The organism is Nocardia sp. FBN12 (genome assembly GCF_054031145.1).
Genome location: NZ_CM132926.1, coordinates 5,733,653 through 5,757,019, shown reverse-complemented (window position 1 = coordinate 5,757,019; position 23,367 = coordinate 5,733,653). Strand labels below are relative to the sequence as shown.

The following is a 23,367-nucleotide window of genomic DNA, read 5'->3' as shown; positions in this document are numbered from 1 at the left end:
GGGACACTGGGCGGAGCACGGTCACACACTCGTCGAGCACAGAGAAGGTAGGAACAGTGGCAGCCAAGAGCAAGGGTGCACCGAACCTCTACGGATCTTTCATCCACTCCGCCCCCGGCGCGTTCCTCGCGAGCAAGCTGGGCCTCCCGCAGCCGGCGCAACTGCGCCGCTACAAGGCCGGCGAGCCCGCGCTGCCCGGCCCGGTGCTGCTCGGTGGCAAGGGCCGCCTGGCCGAGCCGGTCCGCGCGTTGCTGTCGGATTACACCGTCGCGGACTCGCTCGACTCGGGCACCAAGTACGGCGCGCTGGTCTTCGACGCCACCGGCATCGACTCGATCGACAAGCTCGCGCAGCTGTTCGAATTCTTCCAGCCCGCCATGCGCAACCTCGCGCCGTCGGGCCGTGTCGTCGTGCTCGGCACCACCCCCGAACTGGTCGGGTCGGTCGACGCGCAGATCGCCCAGCGCGCGCTCGAGGGCTTCACCCGCTCGGTCGCCAAGGAGCTGCTGCGCGGCGCCACCGGCCAGCTCGTCTACGTGCACCCCGAATCCGATGCTGCCGCAACGGGTCTCGAGTCGACCCTGCGCTTCCTGCTGTCGGGCAAGTCGGCCTTCGTCGACGGCCAGGTCATCCGGGTCGGTTCCGCCGATTCGGTCGCCCCGGCCTCGTGGGACAAGCCGCTCGCGGGCAAGGTCGCCGTCGTGACCGGTGCCGCGCGCGGTATCGGCGCCACCATCGCCGAGGTGTTCGCCCGTGACGGCGCCACCGTGATCGTCGCCGACATCCCCGCCGCGGGCGAGGCGCTGTCCGACACCGCGAACAAGATCGGCGCCACCGCGCTGGCCCTCGACGTCACCGCGCCCGACGCCGCCGAGCGTCTGGCCGACTTCGCCACCGAGCGTTTCGGTGGCATCGACATCGTCGTCCACAACGCGGGCATCACCCGCGACAAGCTGCTCGCCAACATGGACGAGGGCCGCTGGAACTCGGTGATCAACGTCAATCTCGCTGCCCCGCACCGCATCACCTCCGGCCTCGTCGCCAAGGGTGTGCTCAAGGAAGGCGGCCGCGTGATCGATGTGTCCTCCATCGCGGGCATCGCGGGCAACCGCGGCCAGACCAACTACGGCGCCTCCAAGGCCGGTGTCATCGGCATGGTCGACGCCGAGGCACCGCTGCTGGCCGAGAAGGGCATCACCATCAACGCGGTGGCACCCGGCTTCATCGAGACCGCCATGACCGCCGCCATCCCCGTCGGCACCCGTGAGGCCGGTCGCCTGATGAGTTCGCTGCTGCAGGGTGGCCAGACCGTCGACGTCGCCGAGACCATCGCCTACTTCGCGAGCCCCGCGTCGAACGCGGTGAGCGGCAACGTGGTTCGCGTGTGCGGTCAGAGCCTGATCGGCGCCTGATGACTCAGACGATCACCCTCACCGAGGTTCCCCGCAACGGCGGCCTGTACGCCAAGGCGGCGCTGGGCGCCATCCCGTTGCCCGCCGCGCTGTCGGGTCGCAAGCCGACCCTGCCCGATCGCCGGGTAGTCGTCGAAGGTGTGCGGGTCGACCCCGACCACCTGGCCGACTACTGCCACGCCACCGGCCTGCGTTTCAGCGATACTCTGCCGCTGACGTACCCCTTCATCCTCGCGTTCCCGCTGATGATGGAACTCGTTGTCGCACGGGATTTCCCGTTCAGCGCGGTCGGTGCGGTGCATTTCGAGAACGTCATCGAACGCACCCGCGAGATCTCGGTCGCCGAGCCCCTCGACTTCTCGGCCCACATCGAGAATCTCCGTGAACACCCGAAAGGCCTTCTGGTGGACGCGATCACGGAGATCCGCGTCGGCCGCGAACTCGTCTGGCGTCAGGTGACCACGTTCCTGCACCAGCAGCGCACGTCGCTGTCGGGCGGCCCGAAATCGGCACCCCCCGCCGACGAGGTCCCCCCGCCCCCGCTGCGCGTGCAGCGTGTCGATCAGAAAATGATCAACCGCTACGCCGCCGCGTCGGGCGACCGCAACCCGATCCACGTCTCCGGAATCGGCGCCAAGGCAATGGGTTTCCCCCAGACCATCGCCCACGGCATGTGGTCGGCAGCCGCGATCCTCAGCACCATCGAGGGCCGTGTCCCCGAAAAGACCACCTACGCGGTCAAATTCGGTAAGCCGATCTTCCTGCCGTCCTCGGTGAACATCTACGCCGAGCAGGCCGGATCCGGCTGGGACCTCTCCATCCTGCACCCGAAAAAGGGCTACCCACACCTCACCGCGACTTTGCGCTGAGTCCCCACCGACAGGGCCGCACACTCCAGGGGGTGTGCGGCCCTTTTGTTTTGCCGCGATCGAATTCGAGGGCAATCTGTTACAGGTTCTGTGAGTGAGATCTATCATGGTCTAAGCCGAACGGTAACTGGGTACTCAGTTCAGTTCGGCGCAAGCAGGCCGCACGACCTCGGCCGTTTGTCGCGGCGCAGGTCCGCGCGGCGCGTGCGATTGATCGATTGTCCAGCGGTAATGATCTTGGTCGAGCCGGCACCTTCCGCTCCGTGCGACAATCGGCGAATCATCGAGATGACACTCCAGAAACGAATTCCGCCGCATTTCACCGCCTCAGCAATCATGCAGCAACAGCGATGCGGGCGCCCCGAATATTTCGGGCTAGGGAGGTGTCTGTAACGCGTGTTAGAAACTTTCAGTCGGCAACAAGGCCGATAATCATGGTTAATACCGAGGGGTTTCACTTCATGAAGAAGATTCGCACGCTCAGCTTCGGCATCGTCATCGCCGCCGGGATGGCAATGTTCGGCACGGGCATCGCGTCCGCCACTGAAGAGACCACCCCGCCGCCCGCGACCACCGACCCCGCGACCGGCGACGACGCCACCACCGGCTCGGCCGGTAGCCTGGCCGCCATCCTGAAGGCCCTGACCAGCGGTTCGGCAGCGGCCGAAGACCCGGCAGACCCCGCAACCGGCGACGATATCGCTGACGAGACCGACCCCGCGACCGGCGATGACGCCACCACCGGTTCGGCCGACAGCCTGGCCACGATTCTGAAGGCCCTGACCAGCGGTTCGGCAGCGGCCGAAGAGGAGCCGGTGGAGACCCCGGCCCCGGCTGCCTGACCTACCACCTGACGACGAGTGCCCTGCTGACGAGCGGGGCACTCGTCGTTTCGGTCGCTGAGGGCATTGCCCACGATGGCCATCGACTCCCGTTGCTCAGTGTTGCCCAGCTGGCACTAAGATCGCCGGCTATGGGTTGGTAGGCCCTGTTCGAACTATTTGCGGTGTGGTGTGACGAAATCTGATCAGGTAATTGTCGATCCGGTGGTACGGGTCGAAGAAGAAGTACGCACCACGTTTCAGCCGGGGGGACTCGCAGTATTCATCGTGGCGTGGCTCGCCTATGCCACGGCTCTGTTGACCAGCAGCCGTGATCTGTTCACCCGAATGCTGTACGAGCACGAGGACGCAGCGGCCTTCTCGATCCAGGTGATCGCCGCGAAGGATTTCGACCTTCTCATCGGACACTACTCCCGGATCGGTTTTCATCACCCCGGACCAGCGTTGATCTATGTGCAGGCGTTCGGTGAGTGGCTTTTCCACGATGTGCTGCAGTGGGTGCCGACCCCGTGGAACGGTCAGGCGATCGCCATTCTGCTGCTCAACGCCGCGATGATGGCTCTGGCACTGAACGTCGTCTACAGCTGGTATCCGTCGTGGACGCTCATGGCCGGGCTGGGCGGTGCGAGCCTTTTGTTCGTGACGGTGTATCGCGACCTGATCAGCGGGATCTGGTTTCCCTATGTCTATTTCGCGATTTTCCTGGTCTTTTTGGTCGCGGTGTCCTCGGTAGTGGCCGGGCGGACCGGACACCTGTGGATCGCGGCGCTGGCCGGCGGATTGCTTTTTCACGGAAACGCGGCGTTCGTGTTCTTCGTGCCGGCTCTGGGCGGGGTGGCGCTGTACCTGGTCGTGTGGCGATGGAAACTGGAGATCGCCAAGAAGGACTGGTGGCTGTTCGGCGCGGTCGTTGCTGTGTTCGCCTTCCCGATCCTGCTCAATACGATCGTGAATTTCCCCGGTGAACTTCCGAAGTACGTCGGCTATGGCGGTGGGCACGGGATCCACATGCCGTGGACCGCAGTGTCGTACGCAATGCAGTTCTGGGGGCCGAGCCGCCTGCTCGGCTATGTCATCTGCGTCGCGCTTTTCATCCTCGTGGTGCGAGTGGCGCGCCGCCAAAAGTTCCTGAACAGCGGCCTGGCGTTTTGTGCGGCGTCGGTGGCGCTGATGGTGGTCTACGCGATGATCGGCATCGATCAAATCGATCAGGCCTACATCGGGTACTTCTCGTATGCGGTGCCGCTGTTCATGTGCATGCTTGCACTGATCGGTCTCACCCAGCGGACCGAGTGGCTGAAGTTCGCCGGTGTCGGGCTGCTCGTTGTCGGGATCGTGGTCGCCGCGATGACACACTCGCTGGCCAATCGGCGCAACGAGGTCCTCGGCATTCCCGCTTCGTTGCAGGCGATGGAGCGGGTAGCCGGCGATCGGCCGATTGTTCTGGAGCGCCGACCGCACAAGGCGTGGGCCGACGTGACCGCACTCGTGCTGGCCGGAGTACGTGATGGTAGTCGGGTGTGCGCCGACGATCGCAACAAGATGGAACTGCTGGTGACTACCGAATTTGTCTGCACCCCGGAGGAATTGGCCCGCGGGGTCCGTTTCGTGGTGTGGTGGAAGGAAGCCGGTGCCCCCGCTGGGCATGTGGTCGGCGAGATGGGCCCGGCGAACGGCAGCCAGCATGTCTGGGTGACCGCGGTTGACTGACACGACGAAAACTGATGAGAGAACACGGACGAGTGGTGGGCGGTTCGGGCCCATGCGAGTGTTTCTCGTGGCTTGGGTCGCGTACGCCTCCGCTCTGCTGACCAGCAGTCGTGACCTGTTCACCCGAGTGGTGTTCGAGGAAGGCGACGGTGCGACCGTGTCGATCCAGGTGCTCGCGGCGAAGGATTTCGAGCTCCTTGTCGGCAACTATTCCAGGGTCGGATTTCATCACCCTGGGCCCGCGCTCATCTATGTGGATGCGTTCGGCGAATGGCTCTTCTACGATGTGCTGAATCTGGTGCCGTCACCGTGGAACGGTCAGGCGATCGCCATCCTGCTCTTCAACGCCACGATGGTGGCCCTGGTACTCGGCATCGTCTACAGCTGGTACCCGTCCTGGTCGCTTATCGCCGGGCTCGGCGGTGCGAGCTTGTTGTTCGTGACGGCGTACCGCGAACTGCTCAGCCAGCCCGCGATGCCCTACGTGTATTTCGGTGTGTTCCTGGCCTTTCTGGTTGCGGTGTCCTCGGTACTGGCCGGGCGGACCGGACACCTCTGGATCGCGGCGCTCACCGGCGGACTGCTCATCCATGGCCACGCCGAGTTCTTGTTCTTCGTGACATTGCTGGGTGGCGCAGCGCTCTACCTCGTTGTCCGACGATGGAAACTGGATGTCGCCGAGAAGGATTGGTGGTGGTTCGGCGCGGTCGTTGCTGTGTTCGCCTTCCCGATCCTGCTCAATACGATCGTGAATTTCCCCGGTGAACTTCCGAAGTACGTCGGCTATGGCGGTGGCCACGGCATTCACATGCCGTGGACCGCGGTGTCGTACACGGTGCAGTTCTGGGGGCCGAACCGAGGACTCGGTTTGGTCATTCTCGTCGCGCTGTTCGTCCTCGTCACATTGGTGGCGCGCGGACAGAGGTTTTTGCAGCGCGGCGTGGCCTTGTGCGCGGCGTCGGTGGCGCTGATGGTGGTCTACGCGATGATCGGCATCGATCAGATCAACGAGGCCTATATCGGCTACTTCTCGTACGCCGTTCCGCTGTTCATGTTCTTCCTCCTGCTGATAGGTCTCACCCAGCGGCTCGACCAACTGAAATACGCGGGCGTCGGCCTGCTCGTCGCCGGGATCGTGGTGGTTGCGATGACCCACTCGCTGGCCAATCAGCGCCACGAATTGGTCGGTATCCCAGCAGCTTTGGATGCGATGGTCGATGTGGCCGGAGATCGGCCGATCGTCTTGGAACGCCGACCGCACGAAGCTTGGGCCGAAGTTGTTCCTCTCGTGCTGGGCGGGGCGCGCGCCGGCCTTCGGGTTTGCGCCGATGATGCCAAGCGGATGGAGCTACTGGTGACAGACAAGTTGGTCTGCACCGCAGAGGAATTGACTACCGGTGCACACTTCGCGCTGGTGAGAAAGGATGCCGGTGCGCCGGTCGGGCAGGTCATCGGCGAGGTCGGCCAATCGTCGGGCAGAACGCAGAGTTGGGTGACAGTGGCGGACTGATAGATCCTGCCGGCAAACGATTGATGACCTGTTCGACGATGTGATGGTGCGGTATGACTAAAGCTGTTGATGTGGTGCCTGTTTCGACTGATCCAGTCGAAGGCAAAGCCCGGACTCGTGGCGGCCGGTTCGAGTTTCTGGACGCACTCCGAGGTATCGCCGCTTCGGCCGTGGTGATCGAGCATTGCTCGTCTGAACTGTGGCCAGCCTACGCCCGGTTCTCGATCGGCTACTTCGACAGCGGGGTGTTCGGGGTCTTCGTCTTCTTCATCGCGAGCGGCTTCATCATCCCCGCGTCGATGGAGCGGGGACGGTCGTTGGGTGCGTTCTGGGTAGGCCGATTCTTCCGGCTGTACCCCCTGTTCTGGGTATGCCTGATCGCGGCGGTCTTCCTGCACATTGCGGGCATGTACGGCGGGCCTCCTGGCTTTCTGCAAGAGCCTGCCTTGGACCTCGCCACGAATGCCACGATGGCGCACTACTTTATCGGCGGATCCGACTCACAGATGCTTGTCGTCGCGTGGACACTCGCCTTCGAATTGGCCTTCTACGCGTTCGTGTCACTACTTTTCATCGGCGGGTGCAACCGCCGATCGGTGCCGGTGGCGCTCTTCGCGATCGGTTCGATTCCCTTGGCCGGCGTGCTGCTGCCGGTCGCGATGCTCAGCGGCGGCGAGGCGAACCTTCGTACTCGTCTGATAGTTGTGGGTGTAACAGTTGTTGTCGCGGCGTTCTTCGCATGGCGGGCCGCTACCAAACGCGCGGCTGCCGCAGCGGTACTGATTTCCGCGATCGTTGTTCCGCTGGTGTTGAACCAGCCTGTCCCCTCGGCGTACGCGGTGACGATTTTTGCGACGATGTTCGTCGGCACCGTGCTGTACCGGATGACAGCGGGCGAGACCTCGGCCTGGCTCGGTTGGGGGGTGTTCGGGCTCGCCGTCTGCTTGATCGCCGGCCTCGAACTGCTCGGATCTCCACTCCTGCGCAGAACCGGAGACGCATTGCCCGATGTGACGGTGAATATTCCCGTGATCGGGGCCTATCTGGTGTTCGCGGGGGCGCTGCTACTGCTCCGACGTTCTTTTCCGCGCCCACTGCTGTTCCTGGGCCGAATCAGCTTCTCGCTGTATCTGGTACACGGTTTCGTCATCAACGCAGTACCCAAATGGCCGACCTCGCTGATCGGCAGTCCCGCACCCTGGCTCACCTGGTGCACATGGATCATCATCTCGATCGCCCTGGCCACCTTGTCTTACAACAAGATCGAGAAACCCGCCCTCGCACTGGGCCATCGCGTGATGGCCAAGATGGACGCCCGCGCACGACCAGCGGCATCCCCGGTCGGCTGACCCACCAGCGGACGTCCGTGCAATGAGTCGCTCCTGTCCTCACGAGTCGAGCGTATGCTCCAATTCTCCTCGGCGAAGCCGGAGTTCACGTCGAGTTCTGTTCAACGGTGAACCGGTGAACCGGAGCTGATCGAGATCGACTGTCGATGCGGCGCGGAGTGCGAGTTGTTGCGCCGACTTCGCGGCTTTGGTGGGTAGCCCGATTTCTGCGGCGAATTCGGCCCAGTGCTTTGCGCGTAGATTCTTCGTTCGCCCGACGATCGGCAGCGCCATCGAGTCGTCGTCGTAGACCAGGGTGCATGGAATGTCGTAAATCGGCGCGATAGCCCAACGTCCCAGGCTGTCCTGAAGTACCCCGATGTTCTTGCCATGTAGGTCGCCGTTGCCGGTCAACCATGCGAATAGGAACTGCAAGTACAGATTTCGGGCGGCGAGCAGCGGTGCGCGGACCGTGCCGGCGAGTGCTTCGACGACTTGGACCGAATCGACGTTGTACTTCGCTGAGGGTGGCAACCCGAGAACCTGGGTGGCATCTTCGAACGCGAGACGACGCCACGTGTCTCCATCGAGGACGCGGTCGAAGCGGCGGACGAGTAGCCCCGGCTGTCCGGACCTGTCGTGCACGAGATCCGAATCGGTGACTGCCAACTTCAGCGTCCGGGCTGCGGCCAGATGCGCGGCCTCGTTCTCTATCAGGTGTGGGTATCCCGACTGCGACAGCTTCAGGATGAATCGTCCGAATCCCGCGACGATCGGCGTACTGATCATCGACGCACTCGCCTTGTTCTGGACACCTGGGATCGAATGTGGATCAACCACTTCGACACATCGGTCGAAGGCCGCCTGGCCAATCGCCGTGCACTCCATCAGGCTTGGAACATCGACGGGGGCGCAGCCGGTTGGGAAGACCTGGATGTCGCCCGGCATGTCGGCGCCAACTGCGAGAAGGATGCTGAGTTCGTCTTCGGCGCTTGTCTCGACTGCCCGTCGAAGTAGCGCCAACCGGTGACCTTCTGGCAGCAAACCTGCGAAGAAGGTTGGCACTGAGCCCCTGGGTACATGCACCGGTGCGTTGCCGACTGGCAGCGTGGAGGCGATCGGATCTTTGGGACATTGGAGATACTCAGGGGTATACCGGAATTCGGTGCCACCATCGTCTGTTCTCGCAATCACAGCAGCTAGATGCCCTGCCTTGTAAATGTCGCCGCTACGGATCCTTTTCAGTTCTCGGAGGTTGGCGTTGGGGTGAGCTGCGGCGTTGCACGCAGTCGAGATTCCGCTCGCTGATCGAGGGTTCGTGGTCAGAGAGCGTCGAGCTGAGGTCAGTTCAGCGGCCGTGTGATTGCGGGGGACGAGCGCGCCATTCGGCTCGTAGATGAAGAGCGCAATCCGGTGTTCGTCGGCGTAGGCGATAGCGTGCATCGAATACTCAGACGCGGCAAAGAAGAGGAGGCGTTTGTAGAAGGCGCTACCACGTGCACCGAAGAGCTTCTGAACCTCGTTTCGAGAGACTGCCGCTCCGCGCCACTTAACCTGTGCCAGTGCGGTTGTCGCGCGGATATCAACGCCGCCATCCGCGCCGGCGGCGGTTACCTCAGCATCGACGAATCCCAATTCCTGCATGCGAGCGGCCGCGTTGCGCTCCGCCTCCTGGTATGTGCGAATGTATTGCACAACAAGCCCCCGAGTTTCGGCTGTCTGACCTGCCTTGACCCGCACAGCATAGCTGTTGGCTATTGATAGCCGCTGTACTGCCGCCGGGGTTCGACTCGCGTGCTTACAAGGGGGCACAATGTGGTCGAGTGGCTGAAGCTACTGGGAGACATGCCTAGCTGCTCTAAGCCCGTTGACGTACGCGGCGACAATCCGCAGATCCCCTTCGGACAACCCGGAGAGGTCGACGATCCCCTCGGCCGGCTGGGGTCGAGTCGGCTCCGGCTCGACCGGATCCAGACCCGTCTGCGCCAGCAGTGGCTCGGCGTCGAGCCCGACCGCCTCGGCCATCGCCTGCAAGGTCTCGGCCGTGGTGCTGGCCTGGACCTTCTGGCCGCGTTTGTACTGGGTTCCGTTCTCGACCTGCGTCCACAGGCTCGTGCTGATTCGTGCTGCTTTCGCGGCACGGTCCATCGACATCTCGCGCTCCTTGCGAGCAAGCCGCAGGGTGGCGCTGACCTCGGGAGGGACCACCGCGCTCCGTTGTCTCACCATGCATCGAGGGTAGCAGATTGTTTGCACTGATGCATTAAGTGCATGCAGCGGCCAGCTGCGAACTTGCGAAGTGAACGCCGCCTCGGCTTGTTGATGCTAACAGGATCGAGTGAGTTTGTTTGTGCGAACTGGTAATTGGGTATGCGGATCTGATCGCTCGGCTTGACAGGCGCGCTTCGACAACGTTGCATACAACGAGTGTTCGATTGTGGGTCCCAGTAGGAGTCACTCCGCGACACCGTCCCGAGCACGCACCGATTCGGCCGCGTAGCAGGGGACGACCGGGGCTCCGGCCCGTTATCGACTGAAGGAGTACGTACATGGGCACAGACGATGCCGTCACGGCGTCGAACCGCATGCGGGAGGATTCATGCGGCGTGACCCCATTGGACAGGTGGGTCGATGATGCTCACCTGTACCTGGATCGCGAGGAAGCGCGGGACCTTGCCCGGATGCTGGGCGACGTCCCCGATCTGGCCGAGGACCTACTCGACGCGCGAACGCGTCAGACACGATTCGGCACGGTGGACTACCGCACCCGCAACGGTGCGCGGGAGCAGCGACTGCCGTTCAACCCGGCCGCTGCTCGTGCTGCTGACCATCTCCAGTCGGTCTTGGGGGCGTGGGTTCGGTTGGTGTGCGAACAGCGCGATGTCACCTACGGTGGCGCGACGAGCATCAGTGGAATGGCGGAGTGGTTGCAACGCAACATCATTGCGCTGGCGATGACCGAAGGCGTGGAGACCGCGGCGGCCGAGATCGGCGCGGCGATCGAGGCGGCGGAGACGGTGGTGTGCCCGCCGGCCGAGGTCGCCGCCGCCGACGCGGACCTTGTCCTGCAAGCCAGGGCGGTCCGCCTCAATGCCGCCGGCATCGGCAAGCTCGCGGAACAGCTGGGTGACACCTTCGGCAATCTGACAGCCCGTCGGGTGCGCACACTGCGCAAGGCGGGGCTGATCACGCCGGTGCCGGGCCCTTGGTCGGCCGGCTGGCCCGAATTATTCCTTGTCGGTGAGGTTTTGGACGCGCACCGGGCTCTCCCAGCGCGACAGCACAGGAAAGATGCATAGCGAACAGAGTGACCCAGCGGGGCGTCGGCAGATTGTTGCCGGCGCCCCGCTGGCGTTGGCGCAGGGATTCTGCTCGCCGGACTGTTCGCGCCAAAAGCGCTTGGGCCCATAGCGGATTCGAGGGAGCGCAGTATGTGCCCAGTTCGAAATACCTACCTGGACCAGCGATTTCGTTCCGTCTTGGATTGGGGGTTGACATCATGTGGCCGATGCCGCAAACTAGTGCCAGCGGGATTTCGCATGCCCAAAAGCGTCTAAGGGCAATGCGATTGGATACAAGCTGTCCCGCCCTCCCGCGGATCCCGATCGGGGCTCAGCTCACGTCAACGCTAGAATGGGCACGTGCTCTCGACCGAGAGTCTCCACATTTCGGCTGCTGGGTGAGGTTCTTCCTGTGTCAGGTGCATTCGATGCATTCATTCCCGACGACTCGGGTAAGCCGACCGAATCCCGGTCAGATCGCGCGGGCGGTGGGTCCCTCCACGGTGTGAATGACTCGCTGCCAGGTAGAAGGGCTCATGCCGGCCATGTCGACATCTCCGACATCTGCGTAGCGGATCTCGAGGTCGTCGCCGGTGTGGTGAATCGCTGGCGTACTCTCCGGCCGCCGATCATTGTGACGCAAAACACTTCTCGGTGACGTGACGCACAGCATCTGACACCGTCGGGGTGGTGATGATGCGACGGGTCGTGGTCAGTTCCGAGTTGTGAGAGTTGTGTATTGCTATGGGTGACGAAGGTGAGTCGGATGCCGCGATGTCAGATCGACCAGATATCGCGGTGCAGCGCAATGGGTTCAATGCCCAAGAATTGGCGTTCAGCCTTGGAATCCGGGTCGATTCGGCCGTAGTTTTCGACTTCGTGTCGTATTGGTCGGTAGCCGACCGTGCGATCCTTATCCAAGCGGACCTGTCAGGTCATGTGCGAAACGAAGTCATCGCACACGCCGTCGCGCACATCGAGATGGCCGAATCGCGCGAACTGGCAGCAGCGCTCGACGGCGAGCGGTGGCGCGGCCGGATCGAGAAGCAGGTTCATCATGTTGTCGCACAACGGCTCATTCCCATCGCCGACCTGCGTGACGCATTGGAGGTCGGCGACAACCTCACCGATGTCGCGGCGCTCCTCGGTGTCACCGAATTCCTGCTCGGCTGGCGGCTGGAACACCTGGCGAACGAAGAATTCGCGGTGATCCCGGTCCACCTGCTGAATCGCCTCGGTTGGCTGCCCGGTATGCCCTCCGAATACCCCTACCTCTGTCTGTGGCCGACGTCCAGCTCGGGGGATATCCTGCGCCAGCTCGCCCCCGGCCGACACCACCGATAGCCAAGTCCATCTGAGCCCTCGTTCCGTGAAAACGGTACGGGGGCTTTGTCATTGGCGCTTGTAGCTGACGTCGAACTCATGCGGTAGGCCCCCGGACAAACTCAACATCACCAGCGGGTTCAGAGCCCGCCGCATGCCCGCCCCTGATGCGCCGTCTCCCGCAGCACGCTGCGGTCGAAAGACGTTGTCGCAGCGCAGGGGCGAATCGGTCCCGCTCCAGATGAGCACTCGTCCGGAGCGGGACCTCCAACCCGATGCCCCCCCGAGAGGTAGCAACATGTCACTGTGGTCTCCGAAAGGAACGTCGCGCACCATCGATGTACTTGTGGTCGGCGGCACCTGGAACCCCGGCGGCGACGGCGTCACCGGCGCCTTCGTCGACGCGCTGAACAAGTCGATGTTCACCCCTCGAATGGTTCCGTACCCGGCCGACTACGGCTCGCACGTGAGCTACGCAGAGAGCGTCGCCGAAGGCAAAAGGGCGATGCTGGCGGCTATCGACCGCTCACCGAATCGTGTTGTACTGGCTGGGTATTCGCAAGGTGCCGCGGTAGCCGGTGACCTCGCGGCCGAGATCGGTCGCGGCGAGCATCCGGGTCGTGAGGTGATCGCCTGCGCGCTGATCGCCGATCCGCGTCGACCGGCAGGTGAGTATCTCGGCGACACCGATCCCGGCGGCTACGGCGTGGTCGGCGAGCGGCCGATCGACGGCATTCCCGCCTACTGGGCCGCAGTGCCCGGCGACCCCATCACCGCCCTGCCCGCGGGCAATCCGTTGCGAACTATCGCGGATCTGAGCGCTTTCTTCAGCTTCGCCAGTGCGAACTCGGCGATCCGATGGGCACAGCGAATGCTCGACACCGCGACTCGAAACCAATTGCAGCGCTGGTGGTCTCCATCGAACTGGCGCCACTGGGCCGGCGCTGTCGCGTATGCCCGCGGCTACCTCTTCGACGGCAGGCACACCAGTGATTACGTCCGCTATGGGCACTCCCGCGCACTAGCCCAGGCGCTGAATCGCGATGTCGCCGAAGGGCGCATCTGAGACCCGCGAAAGTATGTGGGAAGGAACACATTATGAGAATCAGCAATGCTCCAGAACCCGCGCTGGTTCGGTCGGTCCTCGTCGCTGCCACGGGTGTCCTCGCCTATGTTCTCGGTCGCCAAATCGATTCGGCGTGGGTCGAAACACTGCTCACCCTTTACGGTTTGGCCACACCGGTGATCGCCGGCGCACTCATCAGGCCAGCTGTTACCCCCGTGAGCGGATCGGCAGGTGATCGGGATGGCAACGTGGTTAAGCCCTGAACTGGTGCAGGCTACCGGCATGGCCCTCGCCACCGTGATCGGCGCGGTGACAGCGTGGCAGGCCCGCGAAGTCGCCAAGTTGCGTGAGCGAGTGGTCGCGCTCGAGGAGCAGGCCGCCGACGATCACCTCCGATTCCGCGATGCGATCCGTCTGATCCGCGCACTGCAGCGACACATCGACGAACTGCTCGGCTTCCTGCGCCTGCACGTCCCAGGCATGGAGCCCCCGGTGGCGGATTACAAGATCCCCGCCACCCTCCAAGAAGAAATCTGACGGCGTCCCCGCCGTTCCCGAACTGCATGCGGTCGGCCCCCGGAGAACACTCGACACGGTGCGGGTTTCGAGCCCGCCGCATGCCGCGCTCCTGACGCGCCCGTCTCCCGCAGGTGGTCTGCGGTCGTAGACGCCGCCGCTGCGTCAGGAGTGAAGGTCCCGCCCTCGGCGCTTCCCCTCGTCTGCGAGGGCGGGACCGCAAACCTTCACTCACACAAGGAGACACCCATGGCTTGGACAGGAGACCCGGTATGGCTGGCCGACGTGCTGCGCGACGCCGGGCTGGACGTCATCGAACACGAAGGCTGGCGCGATCGAGGCCACGGCGACTTCCGTGACATCCGCGGCGTGCTCTGCCACCACACCGCGGGCGGCGGCCGCAACGACTGGCGCATCGTCCAAGACGGCCGTGCCGACCTCCCCGGCCCCCTCGCCCAGCTCGTCCTGGAACGCGACGGTACCTTCCGCGTGATCGCCGCCGGTGTCTGCTGGCACGCGGGCCGCGGCTCCTGGCCCGGCTGGCCCACCGACAACGCCAACTACCACGTGATCGGCATCGAAGCCGTGTCGCGCGGCGACGGAACTGACTGGACCCCAGCACAACTCGACGCTTACAAGCGAGGCTGCGCGGCGATTCTCGCCAGAATCGGCGCCGACGCCGAGGACTGCGTGGCCCATCGCGAGTACTCCCACGAAGGAAAAATCGACCCCGCCGGTATCGACATGGACGAGTTCCGTCGCGACGTACAGGCATTCATCGACGGAAAGGACGCTCCGATGAGCGCAGCCGAAGTCACCCAGATCCAGGATTTCATCACCGCGTTCTGCGGCCCGATCGGGACTGATGTCAAGGACATCCGCGAGCAGCTGTGCGGTAGCCAGCAGCGTGATGCCGGCATGTTCGCGGGCTGGGAACAGCTCGACGGCATGACCGTGGTCGACGCCCTGGCCGACGTGCTGGACCGCCTGAAGGCCCTCGAATCCCCACTCGAATGAATGGTCGACAATGTCTTTCGAAGATGTACGAGATGATGCGCAGTTCGTGCGCTTCGCCGACGGAGAATCGGAGGGCCGGCGCCCCGGCTATGACGATGGCGCACTATCGGTTTCCCGCCCAGGTCGCCTAGCGCCGTTCCTTCAATGGTCGACAATGGCCAGCAGCGCTGGGCAGGCGCTGGGTAAGGCAGTGTTCAAGACGAAGGCTTATGCGTCGGGTGGTGAGGTAGAAGAAGAACATGGACCGACCGATGCCGGCGGATTCCTCGCTACCGCTCCGGTTGGTTCACTATTTCCATTCCTGCAATGGAACAACTGGTACAACATTTACAAAGGTACGCGCAACGAGATCGAGGCAGCCGGTGGTGAAGCTGCGATCTCCGAGCTATCGGGAGCCGTAACCGGACCCGTGAGCGCTGCAGTCACCGGTGCTGCCACCGCGTTGAACAGCACAGTAAGCACGGTTGTGCAGACCCTGTCGTCGGCATCGAACGACCTGCGCCAGACCGCTCCGAGGGCGATTCAGCCTCGAATACGTTCTCTCGAACAGCGTGTGGGCCCGGAGATCGACCGGAGCACGACCATCAACGTCATCAATCCCCAATTCACCGCGCCGAAGCTCACCAATGATCCGTTGCGCGACCGACTTTCCACGTATCTGAGCCACGTGCGCTGACACGTCTGTGCTCGAAGAGTGAAGGGGGGTGATGAAAGTGCTCAACACCGTTGTCTATGTCCTCGAACTGCTCAGCGTGGTCCTGCCACTGCTGCTGCCGCTGCTCGGACTGTAGTTCTACCCGTGAACCAAACATTTGGAGAATATCGTGCCAAGTTCCGATGATCCCAGTGGTCTCGCCGAACAGATCATTACCGAACTTCAGGCCTTGGTCAGTCGGCTGGCGACCTTGAGGTCCGATATCAACGTGCTGGCCAATCTGGCTCAGGGGGTTGCGATGACGGTTGCCGACGCCATCCCGGTACCGGAAGCCCCCGCGGGATCCCTCGAGGCTGAGGTGGCAGTCGGCCCGGCGCCGGAAGCGACGTAATGACTTACCCCACGCCGGGGGAGTTCCCCGATTTCGAGCAGTTCATGGTCGACCTGTTCACCCCGATCGCCACCTCCGTCACCACGTTGCCCGCGACGTCGGCGGACCTGCAGTCCGAACTGCCCTTGATCTGGGTGCGGACCACCGGCGGAACGCTCGATATCAACGCCATCACCTACAAGGCCAAGGTCAGTGTGGTGGCCTTCGGTACCAGCCGTGCTCAGGCGCAACAGCTTTCGGTGCAGATCCGCACCGCACTGTTGAACGCGCCGGCGAGCCACGTCAATGGAGTCCTCGTCGACTACACCGAGGAGATCGTGGCCGAGGAGCCGAAGTTCCATCCGCCGATCCTGCGACGTAGCCGCGGTCTGTCGGAGGTGCCTGACCTCGACCCGCTCAATCAGATGGTCGAGATTGCCTTCACTGTCGAAGCCCGCCGCCAGTAGGCCGAACATCTGCCTTGCCCTGGGCTTTTCGTCGGTGCCAGTCGGTACCGGCTTCTAAACCGCGACCCGCACTCGCGGGCGCTCGAATGGAGACACATGCCTGCCACCAACCTCACCGCGCTGAAGAACGCGCAGCGATCGCTGCTGCTCAAGCCGCTCGACGCGGCCATTTTCATCGCACCCCACTACACCGCGGCGCCGGCGGCGCTGACCGATGCGTCGGGTGCTCTGCAGACCCTTCCGGCTGCCTACCAGCCAGTCGGTCTGATCGACAAGAAGACCGGCGTGGCCTTCGCTCGCGGTATCACCGCGGCTCCGATCGAGTCCTACGGTGAGCTGCAGCCGGTCCGCAACGACGTGACCAGCGACATCACCACCATCGAGTTCCAGCCGCAGCAGACCACCGCGCTGACCCTGAACCTCGCCACCGGTACGGCCCTGACGGCGATCAAGGCCAACGCCGCCTCCGGCGAAGTGTTCTTCGCCCAGCCTGCATCGGAAGAGATCACCTACTACTCGGCGATCATCATCGGTAAGGACGGCAACGACGCCAGCCCGATCTACGTCTACAAGGTGCTGCCGAAGGTCGCGGTCAGCAAGTACGGCGGCGAGCAGTGGAACCCGACCGAGGTTCTCGCCCAGAAGCTGACCATGGTCGCGTTCAAGGACGATACCGCCGGCTACGCCATCGCTCACGGCTTCGGCGGCTCGGGCTGGAAGAAGATCCTGGCCCAGACCGGTATCCCCAACGCGGTGTAATCCGCCCCGGCCGTGAAGGCATCTTGAACTCCCGAGTCCTGACTCGGGCGTGGGGCGTGTCATGTGTCTCCGGTCATGGCACGCCCCACACATTCCCTATCCATTCTTGCCGGAGAAGAAAGCGGGTCCACCGTGTCCGCCATCCCCACCGAGTACCCCGTCACCATGACCGACGGCGTCGACGAGTACATCGTTTCCACCGCATCCGAATACGTCAACGCGGTCTTCAAGCTCGGCCACGCCGAAAAGGCCGTCGACAAGGCGACGCAGCGGCGTACCTCGAAGTCCTAGTCGCACAACACCACCCGGAGAAGCAACATCATGGCACCCACACCCGAAGCGGCCGACCAGGACAAGGTCGGCGGCCGTTTCCACGAGCTGCAGCAAGAGCTCGCCCCGCGCCGACGCGCGCCTTACCGCCTGACCGACAGCATCGCGATCGCACCGGTCACCCGGAGCCAGGTCCTGGCCCTGCGCCGGACTGCCAGCGATGACGAACAGATGGCGATCGTGCTGGGCGACCAGTACGAAGCCGTCGAGAACCTGTTCGCTGATCGGCCGCTCGACGAGTGGTTCGCCTTCCAGAAAGACCTCTACGCGCACCTCTTCGGCCAGGGCTCCTCGGAGCTGCCGGGGGGATCGCAGGGCTCGTAGAGTTCTGGGAACGTTTCGGTGCCGCGCTCGACTACGACTTGCTCGAGCGCGGCATCGACATCCGGGACTGCTTCGGGCCCAACACAATCCGCACGCGCGACTGGCGGACCATCTGGGCCTTCAAAGACAGGCTGCCGCACGGCTCGCAATACCGATCTGCGCTGGCGATGGACCAAGAACTCGCCGAACAGATGCTCGCCGCCGAACAAGCCGAGGACAAGCTCGATTTGTACGAGGACAAGTCCGAGCCCACGGGGCCCTCGCCAGAGGGCTACACGATCGACAGCTACCTATTGCTCTCGGTCATCGACGCACTCCAAGGCGTGCAGGCCGCAGTCATCGCCGCAGCCGGCGGAGACCCGCCCCGGGTTTCGCCGATGCCCCGCCCGGTCACCGCGGTGGACATCGTCCGCGACGCCCAACGAGACGAGTCGATGCAAAACCTGATCGACGAGTTCACCGCATCCACCTGGGAGGACGAATGATCTACTCCGCAACTCTGCCGGCGCAAGCCGCCGGAGGAGCCGATACCACCACCTTGGCCGGGGTGTATTCCTCAGCCTTCTACAGCGGCGACACCGTCACCGACGTCCAGCTCGTCGCACCGCCGGGCTACGCAACGATCGTTGGAGCCGCGACCGACAATGCGACCATCTCTGTCCGGCAGCTCCGCAATGGTGTTGTGCTGCAGATCTTTGCGAGTCTCACGCTGATCGCGGGAACGAACTTGGCGGCAGAGATCCCGGTTACCGTTCCGCTCACCTCGCAACCCGTGCTGCGCGCCGGTGACGTCCTCGATGTGCGGATGCATCAAAACGGAACCGGCTCAGCGATTCCCGCTGGCCTACACGCATCAGTCTTTGTGAGCTGATCAAAGTTTCGCGTCTGAGTGTTCGGGGACCGGGATCGATTTACCCGCTGCCGCAGGTGACATGCACCCGCAGCACGAAAATGGAGCCGTCGTTGGCGTCTGCGACCTGAGCCTTGGTCAACTTCGACTCGTCATAGGCGTTGTCTATGCCTCGGTAAACCGATAGACGGCAATCATCCGCTGTATTGCCGTACCCCTCCCACGTGGATCGGTACAACGTCCCGGCAGTTTGCGCAGATTTCTCCGACTCGTCAACAAGAGGAATCGGAGCGGGGCCGAGCGAGAGCCCGGGGGCAGCAACGAGGCTGCGCACGTCGTCGACAGGCGGTCCGATGAACATAGCTTCGGCCCATGGACCGGCGCCGCTCTTGTCGCTTACCTGCGTCACTCTGGTGTAGCCAGCGACGCTGACCTCGTTCAGGTGGCGTTCCGCCGGATTACGGAGCGCCGCCCAGGTAGCAAAGCTGCCGACGCTGACCGCTGAGATCGCTGCAATGGCCGCAAGCCATGGCCACCGGCGTCGAGAACTGCCCACTTGACCAGAATTCATTTTTCCTCACAGGGTCACATCGCACGGAGACGAATCTCGGTGCTTGCACTATAGCCGCTGCGACCTGCGTGTCGATCTCGTCCGCTACGTCATCGCTCGGCCCCGCCGTGCAGAAATTGGATTTGTGACGGCGATAGCCGGGATGTCTGCATTCCAGAAGGAAATTCATAAATGACCGACTATACGAATACATGGAATAGTCCTCCGCCGAAGTTCAATTGGAATCCGGATGTCCATGGCACGCCTGAGGATGTTGATCCTAAAGTAGCGCAGTGGGCGCTGGATTCTGTCAGGGCTGGTGGTGCCGCAGGCGTCGATCCTCGCCTTGTAATGGCAATTGTGCTCAATGAGGGTGCTGACGCGAACCTAACTTGGGATGGTCATCAGGGGGAGCTGAAAGATTGGGTCCGTAGGAATACGTCTCCATTTCGTGAGCTCGTCGATGGCGGGCAGTCCAACTCGCTAGGGTTGACAAACATGAAAGAGGATACGTTCAATCGTGTGAAGGCTGAGTATCCCGCTGTATTTGCTAACAGGGAATGGTCGGATCTTGCAAACGATCAGACGCTTGCGGTGTATGCCGCGGCATACAACCTCGCGCTGATCAAGAAGCGCTGGTCTGAAAAAATCCCTCCGAGCATGAAGTCGGAATACAGCCTGAATGCAGTTCTGGCCGCTGGCTACAATGCAGAAGGATTTTTCGGCGACTATGTAGCGAACGCGGAACTGGGCGGCAAGGCGACCCGGTACGCGGGTATGTCGCAAGGGAGTTTCGGTAGGGCCGAGCGGATCATGGCCAAGATGTTCACCTGGCACGACGTTGTCGATCCTGGTATGACTCCGTGGGTTCCAAATCCTGACCTGGCACCTCCAGAGAATGGCCCATTGGTTGACCTGAATACGGGTGAATTGATTCCTCCGATTTCAGGAAACGGTGATGGTCGAGGTAACGGTACTATTGCCAGAACCCTTCCGGTGAGCGGGTTCTTCGAATATATCGGTCAGTCAGCCGGCTCGATTACCGAGTACATACAACCACGTGTTGCTGATTTTGCCAGCGCTGTCCGGCATGTAGCCGGATTCTCGGGAGGCGGAAACGTGCAAGGGCCAGGTTCCTCGATCGGTGACAAGATCCCGGCCTATCTTTCGGACGGCGAGTTCGTCATGAATGCGCGGTCGACGACGGTTAACCGTCCGTTCCTACAGGCATTGAATGCGGACCCCTTCTTCTTGCAGAAAATGATGGAGCAGCGGTCCGCGCAGCCCAGCAGCGGCCGCGGTTACGCACCGAGTGCTCCATCAGGTCAGCCTGCGACGGTTAATATTTCGATGTCGAGCCAGGATGACGTCGTCGCGAGACTCAAAGTTCTCGCACAGCAATGGGAACTAATGAACGCCAACTGATCTGGCAGCCGTCGTCCTTTCCCGCTTGTCGCGGTGACCTCGGCGGATGAATCGCGGAAGTGACCTCAGGTCGACCGTCCGTTAAATTATTTCGATGTCGGCTCGATCGGGCGCATCGGAAATTCAAAGTGCCCGGAGCAATAGGGATAAACCCTAATGCTCGGCGAGGCCCGTGCAAAGAATGAGGTGAATCTGTGGCGTCTAATGCTGCGATGATCACGGTGACCGGAGTCGATGGTTCGCAATGGACGATCGCTGGTCAGGGTAGTGGTCGTGAGGGTGTGGAGTTGGCTACGTCGCCGACCGGTTTGTACGACGCGCCGGTGACGACGATCTGGAATCAGTCGGCGTTTCAGGCCGGCTCGTCGTTCGGTGGTTACCGGACGAACAAGCGCGATGTTGTGTTCGCGGTCAACGTGTTTCAAGCCGCGGGTGGTTCGTGGGAGGCGGTGGATTCGGCGTGGCGTAAGGCGTGGGCCTACGACCGTGACTCCACGTTGACGATCACGACTGATTTCGGGACGCGGTCGTTGAAGCTCCGGATGTCGGAGCAGCCGGACTTCAAGCCGGACAAGGATCCGCATCTGAAGTCGATGGGCAAGGTCGTCATGACGTGTACCGCGGGAAATCCGTGGTGGGTCGAGTCGGATGTGACCGGCACCTGGACCTCGACGACCGACACCACCGGTGAGGGCAGGAGCCAGTCCGGCACTATCACGATCGCTAACCCGACTGATCAGCCGATGTGGTTGAAGTGGGTGTGCGCGGCGCCGGGCAAGTGGACGCTGCCCGACTTCTCCTGGGGCGCCGACGAACGCGACCTTGCCCGCGTGATCACCTTGCCGCACGCCGCGACGGGTAAGGATCTGACGGTCGATACCGACCCGATGGAAGAGATGATCGTCGCCAAGGACGGCTCCCAGATCTGGGCATTGATGAACGGTGTCAGCTTCCTGTACCCCGTCCCGCCCTACACTCCCGCCACCACGGTGCCGGTTTCGGTCAGCGGCGCCCCGACCGGCACCGCGGTCATGGTCGTGCAGCCGCGTAACTGGTCGCGTCCGTGGGGGCTGCAGTGACGGGCCTGCTGGATCTGCCCGCGATCTACGCGGATGCGCAGGCTACCAAGACCACTCGCAAACAGCGGCGGTTCGCGCGACCGCTGATCAGATTGTGGGATGGCGACTGGAACCTGCGCGGGACATGTGGGGCGGAGATCAGCGCTGATTTCCGGTGGATTCTCAACCAGGCCGGCACGGGCGTGTTGGTGCTGCCCTACGACTACTACCTGGCGAAATGGGCGGTCGATATCAACGGCCGCGTGAAGAAGAATGTGCACATCACCGTCGATAAAGACGGTGCGCGGTGGGACGGACGGCTCGAGAAGGCCGTCATCAAGACCGACGCCCAGGGTGTGACGACCGTGGAGTTGCTGTTCATGCACTCCTACCAGGATCTCAAGCACATCTACTGCTGGTCGAACCCGTTTCTTCCCGAGCATGTGCAGTTTCCGCGACAGTTCCTGCTCGCCGGGCCCAGCGTGTGGACCCTCAAGACGGCGTTGCATCTGAACCTGCTTCGCTTGGAAGGCGGCCTGTGGACGCTGCCCGACGATCCGCTGGATCCCAGCGAATGGGGCACCCTCGATCAGTCGAGGTGGGGCGTGGTGGTGAAACCCACCGCGTTCCATGAGGATACGTCGCTGTGGACGATCTTCGGTTCCCGCTTCCAGAACTTCCATGAAGCGTCCGCGGGCACCCTCGAAACCGCCCAGCTGGCGGTCGTGACCCGGCGCTGGCTCACCGGTGATCCGCCACCGTGGCCCGGCGCTGTGGTCCGTCACGGGTGTTTGGTCGTCGACATCGTCGACAAGTCCGGGTTCTGGACCGGTACCAGTACCGGTGGCGATATGTGGGACGGTCTGGAGCGCACCAAGCAGGTGTTCGACAATTCCTGGCTCGATTACAGCCCTGATGTGCTGCCGGATCAAAATGTGCCCGAGCTGTACAAGAATCCGGGCTGGATGGGCACGCTCCCGTCGAACCCATGGGTGGTCTACCGGCAGAACGAGAACTCCGGCATCCAGACCTCGCAGTTCGTGGTCAACCCAGCCTCGGCGGTGCAGGTGCTCACCGGTGGTCACTCGATGCCCGGTGTGAACGAGGCGATCTCCTCGGCGATCCAGGTCGTGGGCTTCCTCATCGCCGGCGCGCTGAGCGAAATTCCCCTCGGTGGTTCGATCGCCGGTGGCGCGGTGAATGCCGCTACCGCGGTGGCGAACACGATCGCGACGTCGTTGTTGTCGGACACGCTGCTGGCATGGCAGCGACACCGCTCACCCAAACGAGCGCTGAACGCGGGTTGGTCGCACTACCACGAGCATTTCGAGAACAGCTCGGACCGGGCCTACACCCTCGGCTCGCTGCTCACCCTCGGTGAGGGTATGTGGAAGACCCGCCAGCACTTCACCCACAAATTCATCGTCGCCAACGGCGAGCCGTACCTGATCGGCGATCAGGGCCTCGGCCACTTCTTCCTCGGTGACCGTGTGGGTTCCACCGTCAAGGGGATGCCGGAGGGCTCGATCTACGTCGACCAGGTCACCGAACTCGAACTGGCCTGGTCGCGGACCGCGAGCCCGGCCTGGCAGGTCACTGTGGGCTCGGATCGCGACAGCGACATGCCCTTCGCCAAATCCATGCGCGTGGTCGCCGACATCGTCGACGACATCCATGCGCTCGCCGTTCAGATGTAGATCCGGAG

The 23,367-nt window shown here is 63.0% G+C and carries 27 protein-coding genes; 23 read left to right on the top strand and 4 right to left on the bottom strand.

Going from position 1 to position 23,367, the window contains the following annotated elements; all coding sequences use genetic code 11:
- Window positions 1–56 precede the first annotated feature (56 nt).
- Both ACWZHB_RS27235 and ACWZHB_RS27230 read left to right on the top strand, forming a co-directional pair.
- On the top strand, window positions 57–1,412 hold the full coding sequence (locus tag ACWZHB_RS27235) for a 3-oxoacyl-ACP reductase (protein WP_427904639.1): 1,356 nt from the start codon (window positions 57–59) through the stop codon (window positions 1,410–1,412).
- The gene (locus ACWZHB_RS27230) at window positions 1,412–2,281 is read left to right on the top strand and encodes a MaoC family dehydratase (protein WP_427904638.1); all 870 of its coding nucleotides are present in this window, start codon (window positions 1,412–1,414) and stop codon (window positions 2,279–2,281) included. The genes ACWZHB_RS27235 and ACWZHB_RS27230 overlap by 1 nt, the downstream gene beginning before the upstream one ends.
- Window positions 2,282–2,421: 140 nt before the next feature.
- Here ACWZHB_RS27230 and ACWZHB_RS27225 read toward each other — a convergent pair whose 3' ends face one another.
- Window positions 2,422–2,619: a hypothetical protein gene (locus ACWZHB_RS27225; RefSeq protein WP_427904637.1), complete on the bottom strand. Its 198-nt coding sequence runs from the start codon at window positions 2,617–2,619 to the stop codon at window positions 2,422–2,424.
- 123 nt (window positions 2,620–2,742) lie between these two features.
- Here ACWZHB_RS27225 and ACWZHB_RS27220 point away from each other — a divergent pair, with 123 nt between their 5' ends.
- The 4 genes from ACWZHB_RS27220 (at window position 2,743) to ACWZHB_RS27205 (ending at window position 7,692) form a co-directional block, all read left to right on the top strand.
- Window positions 2,743–3,123 (top strand): hypothetical protein, encoded by a 381-nt coding sequence (locus ACWZHB_RS27220; RefSeq protein ID WP_427904636.1) that lies wholly within the window; start codon window positions 2,743–2,745, stop codon window positions 3,121–3,123.
- 171 nt (window positions 3,124–3,294) lie between these two features.
- Complete coding sequence (locus ACWZHB_RS27215) at window positions 3,295–4,833, top strand: hypothetical protein (protein ID WP_427904635.1); 1,539 nt, start codon at window positions 3,295–3,297, stop codon at window positions 4,831–4,833.
- A 52-nt stretch (window positions 4,834–4,885) separates the two neighbouring features.
- A complete protein-coding gene (locus ACWZHB_RS27210; protein ID WP_427904634.1) occupies window positions 4,886–6,343 on the top strand; it encodes a hypothetical protein in 1,458 nt (485 codons plus the stop codon).
- A 53-nt stretch (window positions 6,344–6,396) separates the two neighbouring features.
- Complete coding sequence (locus ACWZHB_RS27205) at window positions 6,397–7,692, top strand: acyltransferase family protein (RefSeq protein WP_427904633.1); 1,296 nt, start codon at window positions 6,397–6,399, stop codon at window positions 7,690–7,692.
- 39 nt (window positions 7,693–7,731) lie between these two features.
- Here ACWZHB_RS27205 and ACWZHB_RS27200 read toward each other — a convergent pair whose 3' ends face one another.
- Window positions 7,732–9,366 carry a HipA domain-containing protein gene (locus ACWZHB_RS27200; protein WP_427904632.1) on the bottom strand — a complete coding sequence of 545 codons (1,635 nt, stop codon included), beginning with the start codon at window positions 9,364–9,366 and terminating at the stop codon, window positions 7,732–7,734.
- A 138-nt stretch (window positions 9,367–9,504) separates the two neighbouring features.
- Window positions 9,505–9,900 carry a helix-turn-helix domain-containing protein gene (locus ACWZHB_RS27195; RefSeq protein ID WP_427904631.1) on the bottom strand — a complete coding sequence of 132 codons (396 nt, stop codon included), beginning with the start codon at window positions 9,898–9,900 and terminating at the stop codon, window positions 9,505–9,507.
- Window positions 9,901–10,277: 377 nt separating this feature from the next.
- Here ACWZHB_RS27195 and ACWZHB_RS27190 point away from each other — a divergent pair, with 377 nt between their 5' ends.
- The 14 genes from ACWZHB_RS27190 (at window position 10,278) to ACWZHB_RS27125 (ending at window position 18,650) form a co-directional block, all read left to right on the top strand.
- Window positions 10,278–10,970, top strand: a complete 693-nt coding sequence (locus tag ACWZHB_RS27190; protein WP_427904630.1) for a hypothetical protein — start codon at window positions 10,278–10,280, stop codon at window positions 10,968–10,970.
- A 756-nt stretch (window positions 10,971–11,726) separates the two neighbouring features.
- Window positions 11,727–12,296, top strand: a complete 570-nt coding sequence (locus tag ACWZHB_RS27185) for an ImmA/IrrE family metallo-endopeptidase (protein WP_427904629.1) — start codon at window positions 11,727–11,729, stop codon at window positions 12,294–12,296.
- Window positions 12,297–12,573: 277 nt separating this feature from the next.
- A complete protein-coding gene (locus ACWZHB_RS27180) occupies window positions 12,574–13,341 on the top strand; it encodes a PE-PPE domain-containing protein (protein WP_427904628.1) in 768 nt (255 codons plus the stop codon).
- Between the two features lie 32 nt (window positions 13,342–13,373).
- Window positions 13,374–13,604 carry a hypothetical protein gene (locus ACWZHB_RS27175; RefSeq protein ID WP_427904627.1) on the top strand — a complete coding sequence of 77 codons (231 nt, stop codon included), beginning with the start codon at window positions 13,374–13,376 and terminating at the stop codon, window positions 13,602–13,604.
- Window positions 13,582–13,878 carry a hypothetical protein gene (locus ACWZHB_RS27170; protein ID WP_427904626.1) on the top strand — a complete coding sequence of 99 codons (297 nt, stop codon included), beginning with the start codon at window positions 13,582–13,584 and terminating at the stop codon, window positions 13,876–13,878. The genes ACWZHB_RS27175 and ACWZHB_RS27170 overlap by 23 nt, the downstream gene beginning before the upstream one ends.
- Window positions 13,879–14,106: 228 nt before the next feature.
- On the top strand, window positions 14,107–14,874 hold the full coding sequence (locus tag ACWZHB_RS27165) for a peptidoglycan recognition protein family protein (RefSeq protein ID WP_427904625.1): 768 nt from the start codon (window positions 14,107–14,109) through the stop codon (window positions 14,872–14,874).
- Window positions 14,875–14,884: 10 nt separating this feature from the next.
- Complete coding sequence (locus tag ACWZHB_RS27160; protein ID WP_427904624.1) at window positions 14,885–15,550, top strand: hypothetical protein; 666 nt, start codon at window positions 14,885–14,887, stop codon at window positions 15,548–15,550.
- Between the two features lie 148 nt (window positions 15,551–15,698).
- A complete protein-coding gene (locus tag ACWZHB_RS27155; protein ID WP_427904623.1) occupies window positions 15,699–15,920 on the top strand; it encodes a hypothetical protein in 222 nt (73 codons plus the stop codon).
- Window positions 15,920–16,366, top strand: coding sequence for a phage tail termination protein (locus ACWZHB_RS27150; RefSeq protein ID WP_427904622.1), 447 nt, complete (start codon window positions 15,920–15,922; stop codon window positions 16,364–16,366). Before ACWZHB_RS27155 ends, ACWZHB_RS27150 begins: the two co-directional genes overlap by 1 nt.
- Window positions 16,367–16,462: 96 nt before the next feature.
- On the top strand, window positions 16,463–17,125 hold the full coding sequence (locus ACWZHB_RS27145; protein WP_427904621.1) for a phage tail tube protein: 663 nt from the start codon (window positions 16,463–16,465) through the stop codon (window positions 17,123–17,125).
- 132 nt (window positions 17,126–17,257) lie between these two features.
- The gene (locus tag ACWZHB_RS27140; protein ID WP_427904620.1) at window positions 17,258–17,416 is read left to right on the top strand and encodes a hypothetical protein; all 159 of its coding nucleotides are present in this window, start codon (window positions 17,258–17,260) and stop codon (window positions 17,414–17,416) included.
- A gap of 30 nt (window positions 17,417–17,446) precedes the next feature.
- Window positions 17,447–17,779, top strand: coding sequence for a hypothetical protein (locus tag ACWZHB_RS27135; protein ID WP_427904619.1), 333 nt, complete (start codon window positions 17,447–17,449; stop codon window positions 17,777–17,779).
- 38 nt (window positions 17,780–17,817) lie between these two features.
- A complete protein-coding gene (locus ACWZHB_RS27130; RefSeq protein WP_427904618.1) occupies window positions 17,818–18,264 on the top strand; it encodes a hypothetical protein in 447 nt (148 codons plus the stop codon).
- A complete protein-coding gene (locus ACWZHB_RS27125) occupies window positions 18,261–18,650 on the top strand; it encodes a hypothetical protein (protein ID WP_427904617.1) in 390 nt (129 codons plus the stop codon). Before ACWZHB_RS27130 ends, ACWZHB_RS27125 begins: the two co-directional genes overlap by 4 nt.
- A 40-nt stretch (window positions 18,651–18,690) precedes the next feature.
- On the opposite strand, the gene ACWZHB_RS27120 is transcribed toward ACWZHB_RS27125, so the two are convergent.
- The gene (locus tag ACWZHB_RS27120; protein ID WP_427904616.1) at window positions 18,691–19,185 is read right to left on the bottom strand and encodes a hypothetical protein; all 495 of its coding nucleotides are present in this window, start codon (window positions 19,183–19,185) and stop codon (window positions 18,691–18,693) included.
- A 186-nt stretch (window positions 19,186–19,371) separates the two neighbouring features.
- Between ACWZHB_RS27120 and ACWZHB_RS27115 the strand changes: the two genes are divergently transcribed.
- From ACWZHB_RS27115 to ACWZHB_RS27105, 3 genes are all read left to right on the top strand, one after another.
- On the top strand, window positions 19,372–20,604 hold the full coding sequence (locus ACWZHB_RS27115; protein WP_427904615.1) for a membrane-bound lytic murein transglycosylase EmtA: 1,233 nt from the start codon (window positions 19,372–19,374) through the stop codon (window positions 20,602–20,604).
- 194 nt (window positions 20,605–20,798) lie between these two features.
- Window positions 20,799–21,683, top strand: a complete 885-nt coding sequence (locus ACWZHB_RS27110; protein ID WP_427904614.1) for a phage tail protein — start codon at window positions 20,799–20,801, stop codon at window positions 21,681–21,683.
- Window positions 21,680–23,359: a Gp37-like protein gene (locus ACWZHB_RS27105; RefSeq protein WP_427904613.1), complete on the top strand. Its 1,680-nt coding sequence runs from the start codon at window positions 21,680–21,682 to the stop codon at window positions 23,357–23,359. Before ACWZHB_RS27110 ends, ACWZHB_RS27105 begins: the two co-directional genes overlap by 4 nt.
- The last annotated feature ends 8 nt before the right edge of the window (window positions 23,360–23,367 follow it).